The 15,938-nt window shown below is 69.3% G+C and carries 17 protein-coding genes; 10 read left to right on the top strand and 7 right to left on the bottom strand.

The features are described from left to right. Nucleotides 1-61: 61 nt before the first annotated feature. Nucleotides 62-1,624 carry a gamma-glutamyltransferase gene (gene ggt, locus BSY19_RS06495; RefSeq protein ID WP_069056902.1) on the top strand — a complete coding sequence of 521 codons (1,563 nt, stop codon included), beginning with the start codon at nt 62-64 and terminating at the stop codon, nt 1,622-1,624. A 149-nt stretch (nt 1,625-1,773) separates the two neighbouring features. On the opposite strand, the gene lepA is transcribed toward ggt, so the two are convergent. Then, complete coding sequence (gene lepA, locus BSY19_RS06490) at nt 1,774-3,579, bottom strand: translation elongation factor 4 (protein WP_069056901.1); 1,806 nt, start codon at nt 3,577-3,579, stop codon at nt 1,774-1,776. 79 nt (nt 3,580-3,658) lie between these two features. After that, nucleotides 3,659-4,468, bottom strand: a complete 810-nt coding sequence (locus BSY19_RS06485) for a C40 family peptidase (RefSeq protein WP_069056900.1) — start codon at nt 4,466-4,468, stop codon at nt 3,659-3,661. 204 nt (nt 4,469-4,672) lie between these two features. Here BSY19_RS06485 and BSY19_RS06480 point away from each other — a divergent pair, with 204 nt between their 5' ends. Together BSY19_RS06480 and BSY19_RS06475 are read left to right on the top strand one after the other, a co-directional pair. Next, a complete protein-coding gene (locus BSY19_RS06480; RefSeq protein WP_069053434.1) occupies nt 4,673-5,251 on the top strand; it encodes a helix-turn-helix domain-containing protein in 579 nt (192 codons plus the stop codon). Nucleotides 5,252-5,267: 16 nt separating this feature from the next. Beyond that, nucleotides 5,268-5,801, top strand: coding sequence for a GNAT family N-acetyltransferase (locus BSY19_RS06475; RefSeq protein ID WP_069053433.1), 534 nt, complete (start codon nt 5,268-5,270; stop codon nt 5,799-5,801). Nucleotides 5,802-5,807: 6 nt separating this feature from the next. Here the strand turns inward: BSY19_RS06475 and BSY19_RS06470 are convergent, their stop codons facing one another. The 3 genes from BSY19_RS06470 to hrcA form a co-directional block, all read right to left on the bottom strand. Then, nucleotides 5,808-6,056 carry a DUF3297 family protein gene (locus BSY19_RS06470; protein WP_069053432.1) on the bottom strand — a complete coding sequence of 83 codons (249 nt, stop codon included), beginning with the start codon at nt 6,054-6,056 and terminating at the stop codon, nt 5,808-5,810. 93 nt (nt 6,057-6,149) lie between these two features. After that, nucleotides 6,150-6,767, bottom strand: coding sequence for an ankyrin repeat domain-containing protein (locus BSY19_RS06465; RefSeq protein ID WP_069053431.1), 618 nt, complete (start codon nt 6,765-6,767; stop codon nt 6,150-6,152). A 38-nt stretch (nt 6,768-6,805) separates the two neighbouring features. Continuing rightward, on the bottom strand, nt 6,806-7,891 hold the full coding sequence (gene hrcA / locus BSY19_RS06460) for a heat-inducible transcriptional repressor HrcA (protein WP_069053430.1): 1,086 nt from the start codon (nt 7,889-7,891) through the stop codon (nt 6,806-6,808). 148 nt (nt 7,892-8,039) lie between these two features. Here hrcA and rph point away from each other — a divergent pair, with 148 nt between their 5' ends. From rph to hemW, 3 genes are all read left to right on the top strand, one after another. Continuing rightward, the gene (gene rph / locus BSY19_RS06455; protein WP_066716240.1) at nt 8,040-8,756 is read left to right on the top strand and encodes a ribonuclease PH; all 717 of its coding nucleotides are present in this window, start codon (nt 8,040-8,042) and stop codon (nt 8,754-8,756) included. Between the two features lie 153 nt (nt 8,757-8,909). Continuing rightward, a complete protein-coding gene (rdgB, locus tag BSY19_RS06450) occupies nt 8,910-9,545 on the top strand; it encodes an RdgB/HAM1 family non-canonical purine NTP pyrophosphatase (RefSeq protein WP_069053429.1) in 636 nt (211 codons plus the stop codon). Next, on the top strand, nt 9,542-10,741 hold the full coding sequence (gene hemW / locus BSY19_RS06445) for a radical SAM family heme chaperone HemW (protein ID WP_069053428.1): 1,200 nt from the start codon (nt 9,542-9,544) through the stop codon (nt 10,739-10,741). Before rdgB ends, hemW begins: the two co-directional genes overlap by 4 nt. A gap of 8 nt (nt 10,742-10,749) precedes the next feature. Here the strand turns inward: hemW and BSY19_RS06440 are convergent, their stop codons facing one another. Beyond that, a complete protein-coding gene (locus tag BSY19_RS06440; RefSeq protein ID WP_069053427.1) occupies nt 10,750-11,958 on the bottom strand; it encodes a penicillin-binding protein activator in 1,209 nt (402 codons plus the stop codon). Nucleotides 11,959-12,148: 190 nt separating this feature from the next. Between BSY19_RS06440 and rsmI the strand changes: the two genes are divergently transcribed. The 4 genes from rsmI (at nt 12,149) to gshB (ending at nt 15,111) form a co-directional block, all read left to right on the top strand. Next, nucleotides 12,149-13,075 (top strand): 16S rRNA (cytidine(1402)-2'-O)-methyltransferase, encoded by a 927-nt coding sequence (rsmI, locus tag BSY19_RS06435; protein ID WP_069053426.1) that lies wholly within the window; start codon nt 12,149-12,151, stop codon nt 13,073-13,075. After that, nucleotides 13,072-13,452: a YraN family protein gene (locus tag BSY19_RS06430; protein ID WP_069053425.1), complete on the top strand. Its 381-nt coding sequence runs from the start codon at nt 13,072-13,074 to the stop codon at nt 13,450-13,452. The genes rsmI and BSY19_RS06430 overlap by 4 nt, the downstream gene beginning before the upstream one ends. Before the next feature lie 83 nt (nt 13,453-13,535). Then, the gene (locus BSY19_RS06425; protein WP_069053424.1) at nt 13,536-14,069 is read left to right on the top strand and encodes a GDSL-type esterase/lipase family protein; all 534 of its coding nucleotides are present in this window, start codon (nt 13,536-13,538) and stop codon (nt 14,067-14,069) included. Between the two features lie 91 nt (nt 14,070-14,160). Continuing rightward, on the top strand, nt 14,161-15,111 hold the full coding sequence (gshB, locus tag BSY19_RS06420) for a glutathione synthase (protein ID WP_069053423.1): 951 nt from the start codon (nt 14,161-14,163) through the stop codon (nt 15,109-15,111). 29 nt (nt 15,112-15,140) lie between these two features. Here the strand turns inward: gshB and BSY19_RS06415 are convergent, their stop codons facing one another. Then, a complete protein-coding gene (locus BSY19_RS06415) occupies nt 15,141-15,920 on the bottom strand; it encodes a HesA/MoeB/ThiF family protein (RefSeq protein ID WP_069053422.1) in 780 nt (259 codons plus the stop codon). Between the last annotated feature and the right edge of the window lie 18 nt (nt 15,921-15,938).

The following is a 15,938-nucleotide window of genomic DNA, read 5'->3' as shown; positions in this document are numbered from 1 at the left end:
AGACGACGACGTGAGCCAGCCGAACCAGCGCGACTACGAACTCCCCGGCCGTTCGGTGGTGATGGGCCGGCGCGGCATGGCCGCGACCTCGCACCCGACCGCGACGCTCACCGCGATCAACATCCTGCAGGCCGGCGGCAATGCGATCGACGCGGCGGTGGCGGCGTGTGCCGTGCAATGCGTGGTCGAGCCGGGCTCGACCGGCATCGGCGGCGACTGCTTCGTGCTGATGGCGAAGGGCGGGAGCGACACCGTCCTCGCCTATGACGGCTCGGGCCGGGCGCCGGCGGCGGCGACGCTCGACTGGTATCGGGAGCAGGGCGTCAGCGAGATTCCGCGCCAGTCCCCCCACGCGGTGACGATTCCGGGCTCGGTCGAGGCCTGGGCGACGCTGGTCAAGGACCATGGCCGCCTGCCGCTGGCGCAGCTCCTGCAGCCCGCGATCGCGCTGGCGCGAGACGGCTATGTGGTGGCGCCGCGCGCCGCGGCCGACTGGGCCGGGCAGGCCGCGCTGATGGCCAAGGACGAGCCGACGGCGCGCGTCTTCCTGCCCGAGGGTCGCGCGCCGCGCGCCGGCGAGATCCACCACCAGCGCGAGCTCGCCGCGACGCTGCAGGCCATCGCCGAGAAGGGGCCGAGCGCCTTCTACGAGGGCGAGATTGCGCAGGACATGGTCGACCGGCTGCGCGAACTCGGCGGCCTGCATACCCTCGAGGATTTCCGCGACGCCAAGGGCGGCTATGTCACGCCGATCCACACCCGCTTCCGCGGCCATGACGTGTTCGAGTGCCCGCCCGCCGGCCAGGGCGTGATCGCGCTGATGATCCTCAACATCCTCTCGGGCTTCGAGCCGGGCGAGGACCCGCTCTCCGCCGACCGGCTGCATATCGAAATCGAGGCGGCCAGGCTCGCCTATTCGGTGCGCGACGCCGTGCTGGCCGATCCGAGCCAGAGCGCCGTGCCGCTGGACTGGCTGCTCTCGGAGGAGCTGGCGGCGCAGCTGCGCGGCCAGATCGACCTGAAGCAGGCGATCAAGGAGCTGCCGAGCTTCGCGCCCACCGAAGTGGAGCATGCCGACACCGTCTATATCAGCGTGGTCGACGGCGACGGGATGGCGGTGAGCTTCATCAACTCGGTGTTCCACCCCTTCGGCGCGGCGCTGGTTGCACCGAAGAGCGGCGTGCTGCTGCAGAACCGTGGCCAGGGCTTCGTGCTGAAGGCCGGGCACCCGAACGCGATCGCGCCGCGCAAGCGCCCGCTGCACACGATCATCCCCGGCATGATGCTGCGCGACGGCAAGGTCTGCCTGTCCTTCGGCGTGATGGGCGGCCACTACCAGGCGATGGGCCACGCCCATCTGGTCAGCAAGCTGCTGGATTACGGGCTGGACCTGCAGACCGCGATCTCGCTGCCGCGCATCTTCCCGCGCCCGGGGCAGGTTGCGATCGAGGCGGAAAAGACGGTGCCTGCGGCCGTGCGCGCCGAGCTGGAGCGCCGCGGCTTCGTCTTCACGGCGCCGGGCGCCGCGATCGGCGGCGGCCAGGCGATCGCGATCGATCCCGTCACGGGCGCGCTCTCGGCGGGCTCCGACCACCGCAAGGATGGCTGCGCGCTGGGCTGGTGAGTTCGGGACAACAGACCCGCGCCGTCATGCTCGCCCTCGTGGCGAGCATCCACGTCTTGAACACCGGCCTGTATCGAGGAAGGCGTGGATGGTCGGGACAAGCCCGACCATGACGGAACAGCCCCATTGGCTGCGTGGCGATCAGCCGCTCAGCTGTCCATCTTCAGCGCGGCGATGAAGGCTTCCTGCGGGATTTCGACCTTGCCGAACTGCCGCATCTTCTTCTTGCCTTCCTTCTGCTTCTCCAGAAGCTTGCGCTTGCGGGTGGCGTCGCCGCCGTAGCACTTGGCGGTCACGTCCTTGCGCAGCGCGCGAATCGTCTCGCGCGCGATGATCTTGCCGCCGATCGCCGCCTGGACGGGGATCTGGAACATGTGCGGCGGGATCAGGTCCTTCAGCTTCTCGCACATCGCGCGGCCGCGGGCGTCGGCCCGCGAGCGGTGGACCAGCATGGAGAGCGCATCGACCGGCTCGGCATTGACCAGGATCGACATGCGCACGAGGTCGCCCTCGCGGTAGTCGGTGATGGCGTAGTCGAAGGAGGCATAGCCCTTCGAGATCGACTTCAGCCGGTCGTAGAAATCGAACACGACCTCGTTCAGCGGCAGGTCGTAGACGACCTTGGCGCGGGACCCGACATAGGACAGGTCGGTCTGGACGCCGCGGCGGTCCTGGCAGAGCTTCAGCACGGACCCGAGATACTCGTCGGGGGTGAAGATCGTCGCCTTGATCCAGGGCTCTTCGATCGTGTCGATCTTCATCACGTCGGGCATGTCGGCGGGGTTGTGCAGTTCCAGCACCGTGCCGTCGCGCAGCTTGAGATGGTAGACGACCGAGGGCGCGGTCGAGATCAGGTTCAGGTTGAACTCGCGCTCCAGCCGCTCCTGGATGATCTCCAGATGCAGCAGCCCGAGGAAGCCGCAGCGGAAGCCGAAGCCGAGCGCGGCCGAGGTCTCCATCTCGTAGGAGAAGCTGGCGTCGTTCAGGCGCAGGCGGCTCATCGCGGCGCGCAGCGTCTCGAAATCGGCCGCATCGACCGGGAAGATGCCGCAGAACACCACCGGCTGCACCGGCTTGAAGCCCGGCAGGGCCTGGGGCGTCTGGCGCTTCTCGTCGGTGATGGTGTCGCCGACCGCGGTGTCGGCGACCTCCTTGATCGAGGCAGTGAAGAAGCCGACCTCGCCGGGGCCGAGTTCCTTGACCTCCTGCATCTTGGGCTTGAACACGCCGACGCGGTCGACGCCATAGGCGGCGTTGGCGCGCATCATGCGGATGGTCATGTTCTTTTTCAGCACGCCGTCGATGACGCGCACGAGCACGACGACGCCGAGATAGGCGTCATACCAGCTGTCGACCAGCAGGCATTTCAGCGGGGCCTCGCTGTCACCCTTGGGGGCCGGCAGCTTCTGGACGATCGCCTCCAGAACACCCTCGATGTTGATGCCGGTCTTGGCCGAGATCGCGACGGCTTCCGAGGCGTCGAGGCCGATCACGTCCTCGATCTGCTGCTTGATGCGCTCGGGCTCGGCGGCGGGCAGGTCGATCTTGTTGAGGACGGTGACGATCTCGTGGCCGGCGTCGAGCGCCTGGTAGACGTTCGCCAGCGTCTGCGCCTCGACGCCCTGCGAGGCGTCGACGACCAGGAGCGAGCCCTCGCAGGCCGCCAGCGAGCGCGAGACCTCATAGGCGAAGTCGACATGGCCGGGCGTGTCCATCAGGTTCAGGATGTAATCCTTGCCGTCCTGGGCGCGATAATCGAGCCGGACGGTCTGCGCCTTGATGGTGATGCCGCGCTCTTTCTCGATATCCATCGAGTCGAGCATCTGCTCGCTCATGTCGCGCGCTGCCACCGTGCCGGTGGTCTGGATCAACCGGTCGGCCAGCGTCGACTTGCCATGGTCGATATGGGCGACGATCGAGAAGTTGCGGATGTTGTCGAAGGACTTCGTGCTCATCTCGCGCAGATAGCAGCGTTGCCGCACTGCGCCAAGGGCATGAAGCCGCGGCCTGCCGGCGCGTTTTGCCGCTGTGGCGTTACGATTGCCCGGCCCATTGCGAGCTGCCCGCCGGCAGGGGCGGGTGGGGCTCGACGCGCTCGCCCTTCGCCCAGGTCAGGGCGCGATAGTCGAAGCCCGCCTCCAGCGTCGGCTTCACCACGGCGAAATAGGGGGAAATGTCGAAATCGCGCGGCATGTAGAGCGAATGGTGCCGGATGTGCAGAATCTCCTCGAAATCCGCCTCGTCCATGGCGCGGGCATATTCGATCGTCGGCAGGACGGGATAGCGCGCCGCCTCGAAGGCCTGGGCGATCAGGGTCGAGCAGATCGCCCGCGTCGGATCGCCCGAGCCGAGCGCGATCATGCGCCGGCGCCAGGATTTCGGCGCCCAGGGCAAGGGAACCAGCCAGCGCATCAGGTCGATGATGTTCTTGAGGTCGTACTGGGTGCCGAGCCGGCCGAGGACATAGTCGACGACGATCGCCGCCCCCTCGCCGTCCAGGGCCTGGGGACGACAGATGCGGGTGCCGAAGGCGCCGTATTTCGACAAGGGCGAGAGCACACAACCGACATCCATCTCGACCTCGGCCAGGACGAGCGGCTCGCCGTCATCCGTGCACTGACCGGTGTCACCGACATAGAGCGCGGCGTGAGACCAGGTCGACTGCGTCAGGTATTTGATCGCCGAGGAGACCTTCATGCCGCCCTCGACCAGCAGCACGTCGCCGGGACGCAGCGCCGAGCGCAGCCTCGCCAGGGCCTTCTCGTCGCAGGCGCGCGGCTCTGCTCTGCCGCGGGTGATGAAGCCGACGACGGCCTTTCCAAGCCACTCCAGACCTCGATTCATGGCCGTTCCCTCGACCAGCGCCCTTCTGGGCGTCGTTCCCTTCATATGAGCGCGGTTTCCCTCATGTTTTGGAAAGATCGGCCCGGTCGCTGGCGGGAAGGTGGAATCGTGGTGAAATCCGCGTTGACGGACTGTGCGAGCGCGTAGGGGGCGGTTCGGCTGGAAATCCCTTGATTTCTGAGATCATAGAAATATTCTTTTATCATGGATTCGTTCGTTGATATCGACCTGGACCGCCGTCTCGGCACCCGCATCAAGGGGCTGCGCCAGGCCCGAGGCCTGACACTCGACCAGCTCGCGGCACGCTCCGGCGTCAGCCGCGCGATGATCTCGCGGGTGGAACGCGGCGAATCGAGCCCGACGGCGGCCCTGCTGGACCGGCTCTGCGCCGGGCTCGGCGTGTTGCTCTCCGCCCTTTTCCGCGACGAGGCCCAAGGCGGCCCGCTGGCAAGGCGCGGCGAGCAGCCGGTCTGGACCGACCCCGACAGCGGCTATGTCCGGCGCAGCGTCTCGCCGGCTGGAACGGGCTCCCGCCTCGAGATCGTGGAGGTCGAGATGCCGGCGCGCGCGCGTGTCCTGCTCGACGCGCCGCGCGGCGGCTTCCGGCTCGACCAGCAGCTCTGGCTGCTGGAGGGCGAGCTCACCCTCTCCGTCGGCGGACGCGAGCATCGGCTGGCGGCGGGGGACTGCCTCGCTATGCTGCTCGACGGGCCAATCGCCTTCCACAATCCGGGCGAGGTCCCGGCACGCTATGCGGTGGTGCTGACCGCCGCCGATCTCTGAGACGGACTGAAAGCCCATGACACAGGACGATGCGATCACGGTCGAGCCGCTCGATGCGGAGGCCGCACGAGCCGCGATTCCGGCTCTGGCGGAGATCCTCGCTGATGCGGTCGAGAGCGGGGCCTCGGTCGGCTTCATGCACTGGAACGGGCCGTCCGATTACGTCGCGTTCTGGACGGGCGTCGCGGCCGATGTGGCGGCGGGACGCACGATCCTGTTCGCCGCACGCCAGGGCGCAGACGTGCTCGGCACGGCGCAATTGCAGCTCATCGGCAAGCCAAACCAGCCGCATCGCGCCGAAATCGCCAAGGTTCTGGTGCATTCCAGTGCACGCAGGCGCGGTCTCGGCGCAGCCCTGATGCAGGCGGCGGAGACGGCGGCGCGACAGGCGAAGCGCGACTTGCTCGTGCTCGACACCGACGAGCACGGTGCGGCCCGCCGGCTCTACGGCAAGCTCGGCTGGACCGAACTCGGCACGGTCCCGCGCTACGCGCTGATGCCGGATGGAAGCGACTGCGGCTCGACGTTTTTCTACAAGGATCTGCGCTGAGGCGGTTCAGCCCTCGGTGGGCTGGCGAAAATACGGCTCGACCTCGCCCTTGAGCTTCACCGTCATCGGGTTGCCGAAGCGGTCCTTGGCGTTGCCGGCTGTGAGGCGCACCCAGCCCTCGCTGACGCAGTATTCCTCGACATTGGTCTTCTCGACGCCCTTGAAGCGGATGCCGATGTCCCGCGCCAGCAGTTCCTCGTTGTAAAACGGGCTGTTGGGGTTGGAGGAGAGGCGGTCGGGCAGCGTGTCGGTCATGGCGGAAGCCTTAGGGATCGCGTGTCGGATGGCGGCCAGGCCGCGTTGGCGCACAGGTAGCGCGATCCGGCGGCGATGCCAAATCGCGCGGTTTCAGCGGCCGCCGGCCTGTTCGATCAGGCGCGCGATCGCCTGCTGGCCGCGCTGGCGGGCATGAGCCAGCGGTGTCACGCCGTCCTTGTCGGCGAGGCTGGGATTGGCGCCGGCGTCGAGAACCAGCCGCGCGACCTGCTGGTGGCGCGCGCCGCCATCGCCCAGGATCACGATCTCCAGCAGGCAGGTCCAGCCGAGATCGTTGACGTGATCGAGGTCGATGCCGCTGGTCAGCAGGAGCTTGACCGCGTCGACATGGGCCCGCTCGCAGGCAGGAATCAGCGCATTGCCGCCATAGCGGTTGCGGATCGAGAGGTCTGGCCGGCGCGGCAGCATCGCGGCGATGATCTCGGCCCGGCCCAAGGCTCCTGCGAGCAGCCAGGGCGTGTCGCGGTTGGCGGCCTGCGTGTTGGGGCTCGCGCCGGCATCGAGCAGGGTCTTCGCGACGGAGACATGATCGCCGGCGACCGCGCGCAGCAAGGCCGACCGGCCCTGTGCATCCTGGGCGTCGAGTGGAGCGCCGATTTGGATCAGGCGCGTGACCTCGTCGACACGCCCGGCGGCGGCAGCCTCGATCAGGGCGGCGCCAGCGGCCAGGGCGGGACTGCACGTCATCATGATCCCCAGGGCGAACCCGCACCAAGAGCGGATCGGCCTCACCGCGCCCCGTCCAGCAACCGCCCGACCACCTTGGCCGTGTAGTCCACCATCGGCACGATGCGGGCGTAGTTCAGCCGGGTCGGGCCGATGATGCCGACGACGCCGACGATGCGCTGCTCGGAGTCGCGGAAGGGGGCCGCCACCATCGAGGAGCCGGACATCGAGAACAGCTTGTTCTCCGAGCCGATGAAGATGCGCACGCCGTCGCCGGCTTCCGCCCGCGCCAGCAGGTCGATGACGTCGGTCTGGGTTTCGAGATCGCCGAAGAGCAGGCGGATGCGCTCGAGATCCTCCTGCGCCTTGAGATCCTCCAGCAGATTGGCCTGGCCGCGCACGATGAGGTGGCGGTCGGAACTCGGGCCCGAGGAGGTGGCGATGCCGCTCTCGACCAGCCTCGCGGTCAGCGAGTCGAGCTCGCGCTCCATCTGCTCGCGATGCTGGGCGATCTCGGCGCGCAACTCGCCCAGCGTCTTGCCGAGGATGCGGGCGTTGAGGAAGTTGGCGGCCTCCGTCAGCGCGGAGGCCGGGAGACCGGCCGGCAGGCTCAGGAGCCGGTTCTCGACCGTGCCGTCATCGGCGACCAGCACGACGAGCGCGCGTGTCGGATCGAGCCGGACGAACTCGATATGCTTCAGCCGGGCATTGGCCTTGGTCGTGACGACGACGCCCGCCCCGCGCGAGAGGCCCGAGAGCAGGGCCGAGGCCTCGGTCAGCGTGCCATCGAGCGTGCGGCCGGTGGCAGCGGCCTTCATCTGCGCCTCGATGCGGGTGCGCTCGTCGGAGGTCAGATTGCCGACCTCCATCATCGCGTCGACGAAGAAGCGCAGGCCCCGCTCGGTCGGCAGGCGCCCGGCCGAGGTGTGGGGGGCGTAGATCAGCCCCGCCAGTTCGAGATCGGTCATGACGTTGCGCACCGTCGCCGGCGACAGCGCCATCGGCAGCAGGCGGGCGATGTTGCGCGAGCCGACCGGCTCGCCCGTGGTCAGGAAACCATCGACGATCTGGCGGAAGATCTCGCGCGAGCGCTGATCGGTCTCGATCAACCCGCTGGCTGTGTCGGGACGCGGCGTGTGAGCGCTCATCTGCGGCGAAACGGCTTTCTCGACATGGGCTTATTGTTGATCCGGACCGGCGCCCGATCAAGCGAAAACGCGTGCGACCCCTGTCCGCCTTGCCGCACCCGCGGCGACCGCCTACAAGCCGCCAACCCCGAACAATCAGGATATCGCCATGCGACCCTCGAAACGCGCCGCAGACGAAATGCGCAAGGTCACGCTCGAACGCGGCGTCGTGCGCTATGCGGAAGGCTCCTGCATGGTCTCCTTCGGCGAGACCAAGGTGCTCTGCGCGGCCACCGTCGAGGAGAAGGGCCCGCCCTGGCTGCGCGGCACCGGCAAGGGCTGGGTCACCGCGGAATACGCCATGCTGCCGCGCGCCACGCATGAGCGCAATCGCCGCGAGGTCACCTCCGGCAAGCCGTCCGGCCGCACGCAGGAGATCCAGCGGCTGGTCGGGCGTTCGCTTCGCGCCGTGGTCGACCTGACCGCGATCGGCGAGCGCCAGATCGTCGTCGATTGCGACGTGCTCCAGGCCGATGGCGGCACGCGCACGGCCTCGATCACGGGCGCCTGGGTGGCGCTGCACGACGCGCTGAAGTGGATGGAAGCACGCTCCATGCTGAAGGGCTCCAACCCGCTGAAGGACCATGTCGCGGCGATTTCCTGCGGCATCGTCGCCGGCAACCCGGTGCTCGACCTCGATTATGTCGAGGATTCCGGCGCGCAGACCGACGCGAACTTCGTCATCACCGGCTCGGGCGGCCTGGTCGAGGTTCAGGGCACGGCCGAGGGCGCGCCCTTCTCCGAGGAGGAGCTGATGGCGCTGATGCGGCTCGCCAAGGGCGGGGTAAGCAAGCTGGTGGCGCTGCAGAAGGCGGCGGTGGCCTGAACGGCCCTTTGGTTTCGCTTGTGAACCTGTCGTCATCCCGGACGCAGCGAAGCGGAGATCCGGGATCCATGCCTGAACCCTCACCGGAAGCGTTCCGGCATGGATCCCGGGTCAAGCCCGGGATGACAGCGAGGGTCCGGAGGACAACGAACGATGCTTGAACACCGCCTCCTCACCGGCAAGGTCGTGATCGCGACCCACAACAAGGGCAAGCTCGTCGAGATGCGCGAGCTGATGGCGCCGTTCGGGATCGAGCTGGTCTCGGCCGGGGAACTCGGCCTGCCGGAGCCCGACGAGACCGGCTACATGTTCTCCGAGAACGCCGCGATCAAGGCTCATGCGGCTGCGAAGGCGTCTGGCCTGCCGGCGCTGTCGGACGATTCCGGGCTCTGCGTCGATGCGCTGGACGGCGCGCCGGGGCTGTTCTCGGCGAACTGGGCCGGGCCGGGCAAGGACTTCAAGCCGGCGATGGCGCGCGTGCTGGCCGAGATGGCCAAGCGCGGTGCGACGGCACCGGACCAGCGCAAGGCGCATTTCGTCTCGGCGCTGGTGATCGCCTGGCCGGATGGCCATGAGGAGCTGTTCGAGGGGCGCGTCCATGGCCGCATCGTCGATGCCCCGCGCGGCAGCGGCGGCTTCGGCTACAACCCGATCTTTCAGCCGGACGGCTACGACGTGACCTTCGCGGAGATGACGAGCACCGTGAAGAGTGGCGTGGATGACGCGCTGTCGCATCGGGCCAAAGCCTTCAAGCTGCTGGCGGCCGCCTGCCTCAGGGCTCCGGCGTGAGCGGCGCGGCCGCCCTCGCACCGACCTCCCCGATCCTGCATCCCACAGCGGCTGCGGGCTTCGCCGTCTATGTGCACTGGCCGTTCTGCCTGGCCAAATGCCCCTATTGCGACTTCAACAGCCATGTCCGGCTGCAGCCGCCCGACCAGGCCCGCTATGTCGCGGCCTTCCGGCGCGAGATCGCCCATCGGGCCGCGCTGGCGCCGGGCCGGACCGTCACCTCGATCTTCTTCGGCGGCGGCACGCCCTCGCTGATGGAAGGCCGCACCGTCGGTGCCATCCTCGACGCCATCGGCGAGGCCTGGGCGATCGACCCGCATTGCGAGGTCTCGCTGGAGGCCAACCCGACCAGCGTCGAGGCCGGCCGTTTCGCCGATTTCCGGGCCGCCGGCGTCAACCGGGTTTCGCTCGGCGTGCAGGCGCTGAACGATGCCGATCTCAAGGCGCTCGGGCGGATGCATTCGACGCAAGAGGCGCTCGATGCGGTCGCGATCGCGCGGAAATACTTCGAGCGCTACTCCTTCGACCTGATCTATGCCCGCTCGCCGCACCAGACGCCGGATCTGTGGCGGGCGGAGCTGGAGCTGGCGATCAGCCATGCCGCGGAGCATCTCTCGCTCTACCAGCTCACCATCGAGCCCGACACGATGTTCGAGCGCCTGTTCAAGGCCGGCAAGCTCGCCGTGCCGGACCATGAGGCGGGGGCTGCGCTCTACGAGATCACGCAGGAGATCACAGCCAAGCATGGCTTGCCTGTCTACGAGATCTCCAACCACGCCCGTCCCGGCGCGGAATGCCGGCACAACCTCGTCTACTGGCGCTATGGCGAATATGCCGGCATCGGGCCCGGCGCCCATGGGCGGCTGGTCACCGACGAGGGGCGGATGGCGCATTCGACCGAGAAGCGGCCCGAGGCCTGGCTCGAGCGCGTCGAGGCGGAGGGCCAGGCGCTGGTCGAGAACGAGCGGCTCAACGCCGAGGCGCAGGGCGACGAATATCTGCTGATGGGGCTGCGGCTGGTCGAGGGCATCGATCCGGCCGTGTTCAAGGCGCTGTCGGGCCGCGCGCTGAACGAGCGGCGCGTGACCAGCCTCGTGCTCGACCGGCTGCTCGTCCGCAAGCCTGGCGGCACGCTCGCCTGCACGCCCGAGGGCGCGCTGGTGCTGGACGCGGTGGTGGCGGATCTGGCGGCGTAAAGCGGCCCCTACTGCGTGCGCGGTCCGAGATCGCGCGGGGCGGCGTTGATGGTGACGATCTGGCCGTTGCGCAGTTCGAGCACGGCGAGCCCGCGGTCATTCTGCCCGTCGGGGCGGAAGCGGAAGACGCCGTCCGCGCCGGCGAAGCCCGAGGCGTTGGTCAGCACCGACTCCGAGAAGCGCTGCGACCCCTGCGTGCGCGCCAGCGCCGCCGCCAGCGAGACCGCGTCATAGGCGAGCGTCGCCGTGCGCGTCGGCGCGCTGTTGAAACGCGTCTGGTAGCGGCCGGCGAAGGCGTTGAAGCCGGCCGTGTCGGGCGAGGCGAACCAGCCGCCCTGGATCGCCGGTACGCGCGCGACATTGGCGTCGTTCCAGACGCCGGTGCCGAGCGGCTTCACCTTGGCGGGGTCGTAGCCCGCCTGCTGCAGGGCGAGGCCGAGCGCCGGCATGGTGTCGGCGGCGGCGGGCACGAAGAGCGCATCGGCCTGCTGCAGCGCCGGTATCAGGCGCTTCGCGGCGGCGGCCATGGCGTTCGAATCCGGCGAGAAGCGTTCGATCACGACGACGCGGCCGCCGCGCCCCGCGACCGCCTGCTGGAAGGCGGCCTCGACGACCTTGCCATAGGCGGTGTCCGGCACCAGGGCGGCGAAGGATTTGCGCCCCTGCTGCGAGGCGTAACCGATGACGCGGTTGACGTCGTTCTCGGGCGGGAACGAGAGCAGGTAGACCCCGCGGCCGGCGACATTGGTGTCGCTGGAGAAGGCGATGACCGGGCGGTTGGCGGCGCGCGCGACCTGTCCGGCCGCCTGGACGGAGGGCGCGAAGAGCGGCCCGATGAGGAGCTCGGCGCCCTCGGCGATCGCTTCCTGTGCGGCCGCCTGGGCGCCCTCGGGTGTGCCGCGGTCGTCCTTCACCAGCAGCGTCAGATCGGCGTTGGGAAACTCGGACAGCGCCATCTCGGCGGCGTTTCGCAGGGAATTGCCGACGACGGCGCCCTGGCCCTCCGCAGTCAGTGGCAGGATCAGCCCGACCTTGACCTTGCCCGTGCCGATCGTCTGGCCCGTGCTCTGCGCCGGCTGCGCCTGCGGCGTGGCGGTGTCGAAGCCCGGCAGCCCGCTCGGCCCGCCACTGCAGGCCGCCAGAGACAGGCAGGCGAGCGCCGCCAGCGATGACAGGCTGCGGCGGCTGACCGGTTCCCTGAGCGGATGACGCGACACGGGCGATCTCCAGATCTCGTGCCGGATCGGTGCAGGCCCGTCCGGCGTTACAGTCCCCCGACCGTGGGGAATCTCCTGCCAGTGCGGCAGGGTATTTTCAAGTTGTTAACTCTGAGTTGCAGCCGCAGGCGACGGAGCCCGTCGCCCACGCGGATGGCGCAGCGGCGACGGCTGTGGCAGGTTCGCCGCCATGTCGACGCCGACCCATGCCCCCGCCCCCGCCGCGCCGCGCGCCCCCAGCTACACCGCCTTCGGGATCAGGGCGGAGGCGGAAGCGCTGGCGCCCGGCCTGCACATCGTCGCGACGCCGATCGGCAATCTGCGCGACATCTCGTTTCGCGCACTGGCGACGCTGGCGGCGGCGGATGCGGTCCTCGCGGAGGACACGCGGACCTCGAAGACGCTGCTGGCGCATTACGGCATCTCGACGCCGCTCTACCCCTATCACGAGCACAATGCCGAGCAGATGCGGCCCAAGATTCTCGGGAAGCTGCGCGAGGGCGGCAAGCTCGCTTTGATCTCCGATGCGGGGACGCCGCTGGTCTCCGACCCCGGCTACAAGCTGGTGGCGGAGGTCGTCGCGGAGGGCCTGCCGGTCACCGGCATTCCCGGCCCCTCCGCCGTGCTGGCCGCGCTGGTGCTGGCGGGGCTGCCGACGGACCGCTTCTTCTTCGAGGGCTTCCTGCCGCCCAAGGCGGCGGCGCGGCGCGGACGGCTGACCGAACTCGCCGCCATTCCCGGAACGCTCGTCTTCTTCGAATCGCCGCGTAGGCTGGCCGAGATGCTGTCAGATGCGGCGGCCGTCCTCGGCGAGCGCCCCGGCGCCGTCGCGCGCGAACTGACCAAGTTCTACGAGACCGTGCGGCGCGGGCCCCTGTCGACGCTGGCGGCCCATTACGAGGGCGAGGAAGAGGCGCGCGGCGAGATCGTCGTCGTGATCGGCCCGCCCGGCGCCGAGACGGAAGCGGCTGCCGGCGACGCAATCGGCGAGCGCCTGCGGATCGCGCTCGCCGAGCTCTCGCTGAAGGAAGCGGTCGCGCAGGTCGCGGCCGAGACCGGCCAGCCGCGGCGCAAGGTCTATGCGCGCGCGCTGGAGCTGACGCGCGAGACGCCGTGACGGGCGAGGCCCGCAGCCGCCGCGCCCGCCGCTCCGGCGTCACGGGGCGGCGCGCGGAGTGGCTCGCGATCCTCTGGCTCGGCCTGAAGGGCTATCGTCCGCTGGCGCGGCGCTTCGGCGGCAAGGGCGGCGAGATCGACCTGGTCATGAAGCGCGGCCGCACCATCGCCTTCGTCGAGGTCAAGGCGCGCGGGGCGATGGACGAGGCCCTGATCGCGATCACGCCGGAGAAACACCGGCTCGTCGAGTTGCGAATCCGGCAATGGCTGGCGCTGAATCCCTGGGCGATGGAGCATCACCTGCGCGCCGATGCGGTCTTCCTCGCCCCCTGGCGCTGGCCGCGCCATGTGCCGGCGGTGGCCGAACTGGGGCTGTGAGCGGCGGGCTCGGCGCTCGCGCGGCGTTTGCGCGCGTCGAGCCGCAGGCGTAACACTCGCTGACCGCTTCGCACGAGGTCGCCATGAGGCCGTTTTCGCGTGCCTGCTTCGTCGTCGCCTGCCTCGCGGCCCTGACCGGGCCGCTGCAGGCCGCACAAATCGTGGCGCTGGGCGCCAGCAACACCATCGGCCGCGGTCGTGGCAGCACGCCCGATGGCGTCCCGCCCGGGCAGGCCTACCCGGCTCAACTCCAGGCAGTGTTGCGGTCGCAGGGTTGCGCGGTCAGCGTCGCCAATGCGGGAGTGGCCGGCGACACCACCCGCGGCATGCTGGCCCGGCTGCCGCGGGCGGTCGGCAAGGACACCCGCGTCGTCATTCTCCAGCCCGGCGGCAATGACGGCCGGCGCGGGGAAGGCGGCGACACCGCGGCCAATGTCGCGGAGATCGAGCGCCAGCTCGGTGCACGTGGCATCACCATGATCACGCTCGACGGGCTCGGCCGCCTCGCGGGAGCCTATCGCCTCGCGGACGGGCAGCATTTCAGCGCCGAGGGCCACGCCGCCTTCGCCGCGCATCTCGCGCCGCAGGTCATGCGGACCGGAATCTGCCGCCGCTAGCCGCCTGCCGCGGCGCGCCCCCGCACGCCACGCACTTGCGGGACGCCCCCCTGGCGCCACATAAGGTCGCTCCAGAACCGGAGCGCACATCATGACCCTCAGCGTCGCCATCCAGATGGACCCGATCGAGCGCCTGCGGGTCGCCGGTGACACCGGCTTCGCGCTGATGCTCGAGGCGCAGGCGCGCGGGCATACGCTGTTCACCTACACGCCCGACAAGCTGTCGATGCGCGACGGCAAGGTCACGGCGCCGATCCGCCCGGTCACGGTGCGCGACGTCGAGGGGGACCATTTCACGGCCGGCGCCGAGGTCCGCACCGATCTCTCGACGCTCGACGTCGTGCTGCTGCGGCAGGATCCGCCCTTCGACATGGCCTATGTCTCGACCACGCATATGCTCGAGCGCATCCACCCGAAGACGCTGGTGGTCAACGACCCCTTCCATGTCCGCAATGCGCCGGAGAAGATCTTCGTCACGCATTTCCCCGAGCTGATGCCGCCGACGCTGATCACCCGCGACAAGGCCGAGATCGAGGCCTTCCGCGACGAGTTCGGCGAGATCGTGATGAAGCCGCTCTACGGCCATGGCGGCGCGACCGTGTTCAAGACCAGCAAGGTCGACCCGAATTTCGGCTCGCTCTACGATCTCTTCGCCAATCTCTTCCGCGAGCCCTGGGTGGTGCAGGCCTACATCAAGGAGATCTCGGAGGGCGACAAGCGCATCATCCTGATCAATGGCGAGGCGGCGGGTGCGGTCAACCGCGTGCCGGCGGTCGGCGACCTGCGCGCCAACATGGTGCGCGGCGGCGCGGCGCGGCCGACCGACCTCTCGGCGAAGGAACTCGAAATCTGCGAGGCGATCGGCCCTTCGCTGCGCGAGCGCGGCCTGCTGCTCGTCGGCATCGACGTGATCCATGGCAAGCTGACCGAGATCAACGTCACCGCCCCGACCGGCGTGCGGGCGATCAAGAAGCTCGGCGGGCCCGATCTCGCGGCGCAGCTCTTTGACGTGATCGAGAGCAAGGTCGCCGCGCGCGGCTGAGGCGGCCGGCGCGCCACGACGGGACCCGCTTATCCGGCGCCGATGCCGTTCAGGCTGTTGGTCTCGTCCCAGCCATAGCGCATCGTCTCGAAGCGCATCGTCAGGGCATCGACCAGCAGCAGCCGGCCGACCAGCGGCTCGCCGAAGCCGGTGATGGCGCGGATCACCTCCAGCGCCATCAGCGAACCCATCACGCCCGGCAGCGCGCCGAGGATGCCAGCCTCGGCGCAGGTCGGGACCGTGCCCGGCGGCGGCACGTCCGGAAAGAGGCAGCGCCAGGTCGGGTTCGGCCGGCCGTCGGGGCCGGCCTCATGCGCCCGGATCGTCGTCAACGAACCGTCGAAGCGCCCGAGCGCCGCCATGACGACGGGCTTGCGCTCGTGGAAACAGGCATCGGAGACGGCATAGCGCGTCGCGAAATTGTCCGAGCCCTCGGCGACGACGTCGTAGAAGGCGATCATCGCCCGGGCGTTGTGGGGGTCCAGCCGCGTGACATGCTCCTCGACCACGACATGCGGGTTCAGCCGCTTGACGAAAGCCGCCGCCGCCACGGCCTTGTGGGCGCCGATGTCGTCCGTGCCGTAGATTGTCTGGCGCTGCAGGTTCGACAGCGAGACGGTATCGTCGTCGACGATGCCGATATGGCCGACACCCGCCGCGGCGAGGTACTGGATCAGCGGCGCCCCGAGGCCGCCGGCACCGACGACCAGGACCCGGGCGCGCTTGAGCTTCTGCTGGCCGGGGCCGCCGATCTCCGGCAGCACCAGATGGCGCGCATAGCGCTCGACCTCGTCCTCGTTCAGGCTCATGGGCGCAGGGTTAGGCCG

Origin of the sequence: Bosea sp. RAC05, from assembly GCF_001713455.1 — a bacterium.
GTDB lineage: Bacteria > Pseudomonadota > Alphaproteobacteria > Rhizobiales > Beijerinckiaceae > Allobosea.
The sequence above is the reverse complement of the archived record's forward strand: the minus strand, read 5'-3'. Positions and strand labels throughout refer to the sequence as shown.